Origin of the sequence: Bacteroides sp. (genome assembly GCF_030151085.1) — a bacterium.
In the GTDB taxonomy this organism is placed as follows: domain Bacteria; phylum Bacteroidota; class Bacteroidia; order Bacteroidales; family Bacteroidaceae; genus Bacteroides.
Genome location: NZ_JASLER010000037.1, coordinates 22255 through 30561 on the forward strand (window position 1 = coordinate 22255; position 8307 = coordinate 30561).

Annotated in this window: 7 protein-coding genes; 2 read left to right on the forward strand and 5 right to left on the reverse strand. The window is 41.7% G+C overall.

All coding sequences use genetic code 11. The annotated features are described in order from the left end of the window. Positions 1-8: 8 nt before the first annotated feature. Complete coding sequence (locus Q1W14_RS06960) at positions 9-1277, reverse strand: glycosyltransferase family 4 protein (protein WP_300700177.1); 1269 nt, start codon at positions 1275-1277, stop codon at positions 9-11. A gap of 14 nt (positions 1278-1291) precedes the next feature. Next, positions 1292-3232: a glycogen debranching enzyme N-terminal domain-containing protein gene (locus Q1W14_RS06965; protein ID WP_300700178.1), complete on the reverse strand. Its 1941-nt coding sequence runs from the start codon at positions 3230-3232 to the stop codon at positions 1292-1294. A gap of 173 nt (positions 3233-3405) precedes the next feature. Here Q1W14_RS06965 and Q1W14_RS06970 point away from each other — a divergent pair, with 173 nt between their 5' ends. Then, on the forward strand, positions 3406-4068 hold the full coding sequence (locus Q1W14_RS06970) for a rhomboid family intramembrane serine protease (protein ID WP_300700180.1): 663 nt from the start codon (positions 3406-3408) through the stop codon (positions 4066-4068). On the opposite strand, the gene Q1W14_RS06975 is transcribed toward Q1W14_RS06970, so the two are convergent. After that, positions 4056-4655: a MarC family protein gene (locus Q1W14_RS06975; RefSeq protein WP_300700182.1), complete on the reverse strand. Its 600-nt coding sequence runs from the start codon at positions 4653-4655 to the stop codon at positions 4056-4058. The genes Q1W14_RS06970 and Q1W14_RS06975 overlap by 13 nt on opposite strands. A 71-nt stretch (positions 4656-4726) precedes the next feature. Next, positions 4727-5989 carry an amidohydrolase family protein gene (locus Q1W14_RS06980; RefSeq protein ID WP_300700184.1) on the reverse strand — a complete coding sequence of 421 codons (1263 nt, stop codon included), beginning with the start codon at positions 5987-5989 and terminating at the stop codon, positions 4727-4729. A 169-nt stretch (positions 5990-6158) separates the two neighbouring features. On the opposite strand from Q1W14_RS06980, the gene Q1W14_RS06985 reads away from it, so the two are divergent. Next, entirely contained in the window at positions 6159-6821 is a 663-nt protein-coding gene (locus Q1W14_RS06985; protein WP_300700186.1) for a Crp/Fnr family transcriptional regulator, read from the forward strand. 53 nt (positions 6822-6874) lie between these two features. On the opposite strand, the gene guaA is transcribed toward Q1W14_RS06985, so the two are convergent. Beyond that, positions 6875-8307: glutamine-hydrolyzing GMP synthase (gene guaA / locus Q1W14_RS06990; protein WP_300700187.1), on the reverse strand; the 1433-nt coding region annotated here is incomplete at its 5' end.

Below are 8307 nucleotides of genomic sequence, written 5' to 3' on the forward strand. Positions count from 1 at the left end.
TTGTTTTGTTATTTACCATAGTTTCTTAACACATCCTCATAGAGGGCACGAATTCTCAAACCAACTTTCTCCCAAGTTATTCCATCCACTTCATTTTTGCCTTCTTCCTGTAGATAATGGAAGAGAGACTGGTTGGTACAAAGTGAATAAATGGCATCTGCCATTGCGTGAATATCCCAATAGTCGGTCTTAATCACCTTATCGAGTATTTCGCCACATCCCGATTGCTTTGAAATGATGGAAGGTGTTCCACATTGCATCGCTTCCAATGGAGCAATACCAAAAGGCTCGGAGACGGAAGGCATCACGAATACATCGCTATTCTTGTAAACCTCATATACTTGCTTGCCTTTCATAAAACCCGGGAAATGGAATCGGTCGGCAATGCCCCGTTCAGCAGCCAGGTTAATCATAGCATTCAACATATCTCCCGAACCCGCCATGACGAAACGGATATTGCGGGCACGTTGTAATACAAGTGCCGCAGCCTCAACAAAGTACTCAGGTCCTTTCTGCATAGTGATACGGCCCAAGAATGTCACCACTTTCTCTTTAGAATGATCCGGACGCGGAATATCCTGAAGCTCCTGTGAAAGCGGATAGACAGCATTATGCATGGCAAATACCTTCTTCGGATTCTGGTGATATTCGTTAATAACTGTACGACGAGTGAGCTCGGACACACACATAATGCAGTCCGCATAGTCCATACCGTTCTTCTCCATAGAATAAACAGTAGGATTAACCTTTCCACGCGAACGGTCGAAGTCTGTAGCATGCACATGGATACAAAGCGGTTTGCCGCTCACCATCTTAGCATGAACTCCGGCAGGATATGTCAACCAGTCATGAGCATGGATAATATCAAACTCCTGCTGACGTGCCAGCACTCCGGCAATGACGGAGAAGTTGTTTATCTCTTCGTGTAAATTACCGGGATAACCGCCAGCAAAATCCAAACCTCCAATATCATTCACACGCATATAAGAGAAATCGGAATAAATATGGTCGCGGAGAGAATAATAGTCTTCGGGCGTCATACCTCGCGTCAGACGTGATTTCAAATAATCGTAATTGACATCACGCCATACTACAGGCACTTGACTCATATTTATTATTTTCAGAAAATCTTCTTCTTCACCAGTAGGCTTAGGCATACAGAAAATAGTTTCCATATCGCCTTGTAAACTCAATCCCTTAGTTATTCCATAGGAAGCAACCGCAAGACCACCATATATTTTGGGAGGGAATTCCCATCCAAACATTAAAACTTTCATCTTCGTTCCTCCTTTTATAAATTATACTTAGACAATAACTTCAGAATACGCAGCATTTCTGCCGTATTCATGGCAAAAGATACCGCTCCTCGACCGGTAAATGGAGGATTGCCATCGAATAGCTCGGGCAATGCTCCGATACAATGACGAATCATTTCATCTTCTAGACCAATCAATTGCCTTTCAACGAATAATATACCACTCATTTTATAGATGCGCAGGTATGCTTCCATATAGAAGCCCATAAGCCAAGGCCAGGCCGTTCCTTGATGGTAAGCATAATCCCTTTGTATCTGAGGACCGACATAGTTCGGATTATATCCACCGCTCTTAGGACTCAAGGTACGTAAGCCTTTCGGAGTCAACAATTCTTTCGTTACAATATCAAGCACTTGTTTCTTTTGCACCCTATCCAGAGGAGAATAGTCGAATGCGACTGCAAATATCATGTTCGGTCTAACACTCCAGTCCATCATATAGCCATCTACATAATCAAATAAATAACCATATTCGTTGCGGAATGTTTCTACAAAGGACTTTCCTGTTACATCTGCCTGAGCATCCAAGCCATCGGCAAGAATTGTATTTCCACCTTCACGAACCATATCCGCCACAAAGCGAAGTGCATTATACCATAATGCATTCACCTCTACAATATATCCTGTACGAGGTATGACGGGACGTCCATTGGCAGTGGAGTTCATCCACGTAACGGCTTTCTCGGTTCCATTAGTATAAAGCAAGCCATTTTCGTGCAAGAAAAGATTATCGTGTTTACGGTCGAGAATATAGTCCATGATCTCTTCCAACAAAGCTCCATACATTTCCCGGCAATGTTCACGAGAAGTCTCCTTAGCGTACTGCTGCAAAGCCCAAATAGCCCACAACAATACATCAGGATGCTCCATCTCATAAATCTTATAAGTAGAAGGTTCTCCATTTATAAACTGGCGAATCGCTTTACTCGCAGTTTTCATCACGTCTTCAAACTCGTTCTGTTCGTCAATAGCCAACGTTAATCCCGGTAAAGAGATGAATAAATCTCGGGCACGGCACTTGAACCAGGGATAGCCGGCAAGGACGTAATGATTCTCACCTTGTTTATTATGGAACTGATGCGCCGAGTTCTTGAGACAGTGATAAAAACTATCACGTGGTGTACGGTCAGCTACTTCCGCTTCGAAGGTTTGCTTCAACTTACGTGGAGAGATTTCAGAAAGTCCGGCAGAGAAAACAATACTTTCCCCCTTCTTAATGTCTACCTCGAAATATCCGGGTACATAAAGATCTTCATTAAAATCATATCCGCGCTCTTGTTCTTTAGGATACTCGATGCCACGATACCAGTCAGGCTGGAAGTGAAATTCATTCTTCTTATTAATCTGCATGAAAAGTTCCGGGTAACCGGGATACAAGCAAGTCTTAATTCCGTTCTCTACTAATTGGTAATCACGGTTTGCCTGTGCATTTTCATGCGTATATTCACGTACGCTACGGAATGCCAGGAATGGGCGGAACCGGAGCGTTGTTGCCGAATGGGCATCGACCAAGGTATAACGAATCAATATTCGGTTCTCATGATGTACAAAAATCTTTTCCTTACGGAGAATAACTCCTCCTACACGATAGGTAGTTGCCGGGATACGTTCACAATCGAATTCACGGATATACTTATGCCCGTTAGGACTAAAGTGGTCTCCTTGATACTTATGCAACCCCAGGTTGAACTCCGCACCGTGCTGAATTACCGTTTCATCCAAAGAAGATAGCAGCACATGATTTTCATCATCTAAGTTGGGGACGGGTATCACCAACAGACCGTGATATTTGCGTGTGTTACAATCTACAATTGTTGTACAATGATAGGCACCCGACTTATTAGTCCGAAGTATCTCCCTTGGCAAAGATTCTTCCAGATTGATCATCAGGGTCTTGTCAAATCGTAAATAACTCATAGTTGTGCATTATTTAAAGGTTAATTATTCAGGTTTCACGCGCTACATGCCTTGTAGCGATGCCCAAAAATACGAATTAAAGATTAAGGGCAAAATAAAAAGTCAGCTTTTTTTCGTTTTTCAAGCAAATAATGCGTAGTATTGTACAAAAATAGCAAACCCACGTATAATATATGAAACCTGATATACGACGAATGGCCCTGGCGGCAGTAATTCCACTATTTCTTCTATTCATTCTTTATATTTTGAAGTTTTTTGAAGTTGGCATGAGCTGGGACTTCACACGATTAGGGGTATATCCGATGCAAAAATATGGCGTATTCGGTATTTTTGCCCATCCATTAATACATAGTAGTTTCAAACACCTATTCGCAAATACAATTCCACTGTTTTTTCTTTCATGGTGTTTATTCTACTTTTACAGGCATATCGCCTCTTACATATTCTTTGCTATTTGGGTGGGGTGCGGTGTGCTTACCTTTATTATAGGAAAGCCCGGATGGCATATCGGTGCCAGTGGTATTATTTACGGTTTGGCATTCTTCCTTTTCTTCAGTGGTATCCTGCGCAAACATGTACCACTTATAGCCATATCTCTTTTGATTACCTTCCTGTATGGCGGACTGATCTGGAATATGTTCCCACAATTTGCAAAAATAACCACTTCATGGGAAGGACACCTCAGTGGGGCTATTGCAGGTACACTTTGTGCGATAGGATTTATGGGACAAGGTCCACAACGACCCGACCCATTTGCCAATGAAATGGACGAAGAAGAGATAGAGGCTGCCGAAGTAGCCCCTAAATTAGATAATTCAATGAATCAAGGCTTCTGAAACATAGCAATCAATAACGATATATTAGCCATAAACAGCCTTACCGAGATTGCCAACAGGATAATACCGAAAAACTTACGGATTATATATATACCACCTTTACCCAAAAAGCGTTCCACATGACCGGTCATACTGACTACGAAATACACCCATATCATATTCAGCACCAATGCAATGATAATATTGATACTGGCATACTCTGCACGTAAGGAAAGTAAAGTAGTGAAAGCACCTGCACCTGCCAAAAGCGGGAATACCAACGGCACCAACGTCGCTTCTTTTATAGGTCCTTGATTCTTGAAGATTTCCACATCAAGAATCATTTCCAAAGACATCAGGAAAATGACGAATGCACCAGCAACCGCAAACGATTCGATATCCACATGAAATAACTTCAGCATCATATCTCCGGCATAGAAGAAGCCGATTAACAAAGCAAACGATATCAAAGTCGCCTTCAATGCGTTTACATCTTTTCCCTTTTCCTTCAAATTAATGATGATGGGGATAGAGCCAATAATATCTATTACAGCAAACAGTACAATAAAAGCACTGGTCATCTGCTGCCAATTAAATGCTGAAAACATATCATCCTCCTTTTTTTCTGCAAAGATAATGAATAAATATAGAATTACGAAACGTTTTTTAAGGATTGAGGTTATAAACTGTTCTTAAATATCTTGCCATCCTTCATTATCATTAAAAAATTATTTTCCGGATCTCCTAACACAGTTATATCCTTAAGTGCATCACCGTCCACTAATATCAGGTCGGCTAAAGCTCCTTCTTCAATCACTCCCAACTTACCCGGATAAGGGTTTCTTATACCGGAAAGGGAAAGAAGTTCCGCATTATCATGTGTCACCATCTTTAGAATTTCAAAGTTACTAAACCATCGCTGTAATTTGAGAATTCCCTTGTTCTGGTTTTTCGTATTAGCAGGATTGAACAACAAATCTGTCCCCCATGCTACTTTTACCTGATATTTCTTTGCCAGCTGGTAAGTATTATCCGTTCCATGAACTACCAATTCATGTTTAGCCTGTTGCTCTTGTGTTGGAAATTGGTTATCTTCCAAAGTAAAAGGCTGCATACTGAGCCACACTTCTTTTTGAGCAATCAGCTCCATAGTAGGTTCATCAATCAAATGCCCATGTTCAATACTCCTCACCCCGGCCTGAATGGCTCTGCGGATAGCTTTCGGAACATATACATGTACCATTACATAAGTACCTGCATCTTCTGCGGCTTTAACGGCAGCATGAATTTCTTCCTCAAAGAACTGTGTATCTTCCAATCGATCATACAAAGACGCTACTCCCCCACCGGTCATCAATTTTATCTGGCTGGCTCCCAAGCGAAGATTATTGCGAGCAGCAACTGTTACAGCTTCTACTCCATCGGCTATTATAGCTGCGCCTATCTCTTCCGTATGTGTCAATCCACAACAATCAAAAGGACGAGGCTCCTCATAAACAGCCCGGAAATCTCCATGACCACCAGTTTGGGAAATTAGTGAACCGCTGGGATAAATTCTCGGACCAGCAATGACTCCTTCATCAATAGCACGTTTTAAACCGAAAACAGGTCCACCGGCATCGCGAATGGTTGTAAATCCGCGAAGCAAGGTAGCACCAGCTTCACGCCCGGCTTTAAACTGGGTATAAGCCACATCTGCTGTCAGTAGATCCATCATAGTATTGCATGACATATACGCATGCCAATGAGCATCGATAAGACCGGGCATTAAAAATTTACCCTGTCCGTCAATAACCTCAACACTACCATCAGTTCCCGTTAATGTAGGAACTTCTGATATAGACTTTATCCGATTACCTTCAATCAGAATATTACCTCGAATGGTTTTCTCATTATGTCCGTCAAATATCCGGACGTCATTGATTAATGTAAACTGACTCATAATGTATGATACTTATTTAGTGACACACGAATTAACTTCTCTAATTCCTAAAGGGTTATGAATGAATAGCACGTTTAAGAATTAATAAAAAAAACAAAAAGAGAGGCAAAGAGTTTACTATACACCTTGATAATACCTACTTTTGTTTAGGACTAGAAAAAGAAACTATATGAATACAATGTTCGATACATTATTGCAATTACCATTATTTCAAGGATTAGCCCAAGAAGATTTAACCAGTATACTAGGTAAAGTGAAACTGCACTTTTCCAAATACAAAGCCGGAGAAGTCATTCTGAAAGCAGGTTCTACTTGTGACCGGTTCATGTTCATTCTAAAAGGTGAAGTAGCTTCTATTACCTCATCATCAGATGCTTCATACAGCTTTACAGAGTATTTACAAGCTCCGCTCTTGATAGAGCCCCAGTCGATGTTCGGTATGAATACGACTTATGTGTCAACTTACCTGGCACACGATGAAGTACATACAGTAAGCATCAGCAAAGCATTTGTGCTGAATGAATTATTTAAGTATGAGATATTCCGCCTGAATTATATGAATGTAATCAGTAATCGGGCTCAAAGTCTGAATACCCGCCTTTGGAGTAAGACTGAAGATAGTCTGGAAAAGCGCATCTCGGGTTTTATAATAAACCATATAGAACGACCAGTCGGCGAAAAACTCCTAAAGATAAAGATGGAAGAACTGGCCCTCATCGTTAATGATACCCGTATAGGCGTATCGAAAGCCCTGAATGGAATGCAGGAAGAAGGATTATTGGAATTGCACCGGGGAGAAATCATGATTCCGGATGCAGGAAAGCTTATTTAGTGATTAGTGATTAGTGATTTGCTTGTGGCCACAAATCACTAACCACTATTTTTTTATTCCCACTCAATCGTTGCCGGTGGTTTCGACGAAATATCATAGGTTACACGGTTTACTCCTTTCACCTTATTAATAATATCATTCGACACTTTACCCAAGAATTCGTAAGGCAGATGTGCCCAGTCAGCAGTCATAGCATCGGTAGAAGTTACGGCACGAAGGGCAACAGCACGCTCATACGTACGTTCATCACCCATTACGCCTACGGATTGCACAGGAAGAAGAATAACGCCTGCCTGCCATACTTGATGGTATAAAGAAGTCTCATTGCCATTAGCATCCGTCACTTTCCAGTCACGCAAACCTTGAATATATATATCATCGGCATCTTGCAAGATGCGAACTTTTTCGGGAGTGATATCACCCAAGATACGTACAGCCAAACCCGGTCCCGGGAAAGGATGACGTGTAATCAAATGCTCGGGCATGCCCAATTCACGACCTACACGGCGAACTTCATCTTTAAACAGTAAACGGAGCGGTTCGCAAAGACTCAAATGCATCTTCTCGGGCAGTCCGCCCACGTTGTGGTGGCTCTTGATAACGGTTCCGGTGATGGACAATGATTCAATACAGTCGGGATAAATCGTCCCTTGTGCCAGCCATTTCACATCTTTAATCTTATGGGCTTCTTCATCGAATACATCAATAAAACCCTTACCTATAATCTTGCGTTTATCTTCCGGTTCTGTTACGCCTGCCAATTCTGCAAAGAATTTAGCACTGGCATCAACACCGATTACATTTAAGCCAAGACAGGCATAATCGTTCATTACGTTTTTGAACTCATTCTTGCGCAACATTCCGTGATCAACGAAAATGCAAGTCAAGTTCTTACCAATGGCACGATTCAGTAATACGGCAGCAACCGATGAATCGACGCCACCACTCAAACCCAGAACAACTTTATCATCACCCAACTGCTTTTTCAACTCTGCTACCGTAGTTTCAATAAACGAAGCTGCGCTCCAGTCTTGCTTGCAACCACAAACATTCACCACAAAGTTCTTCAACATTTGCGTACCATCTTCACTATGGAATACTTCCGGATGGAATTGTACACCCCATACGTTTTCATTCTCTACCTGATAAGCCGCGATCTTCACCTTATCGGTTGACGCAATTGTTTTAAAGTTGGACGGAATAGCAGTAATCGTATCACCGTGGCTCATCCATACCTGAGTGTTTTCTTTAATCCCATCAAAAAGAACATTGTCCTTATCGAACGAGCCCAGATGAGCACGACCATACTCACGGCTACCGGCAGGTTCTACTTTACCGCCATTGGTATACGAAATGAATTGTGCGCCATAGCAGATGCCCAATATAGGATACTTGCCACGGATTTCACTCAAATCAATCTTAAACGCACTTTCATCATAAACAGAGAATGGACTACCTGAAAGAATAACCCCCTTAACACTCTTAT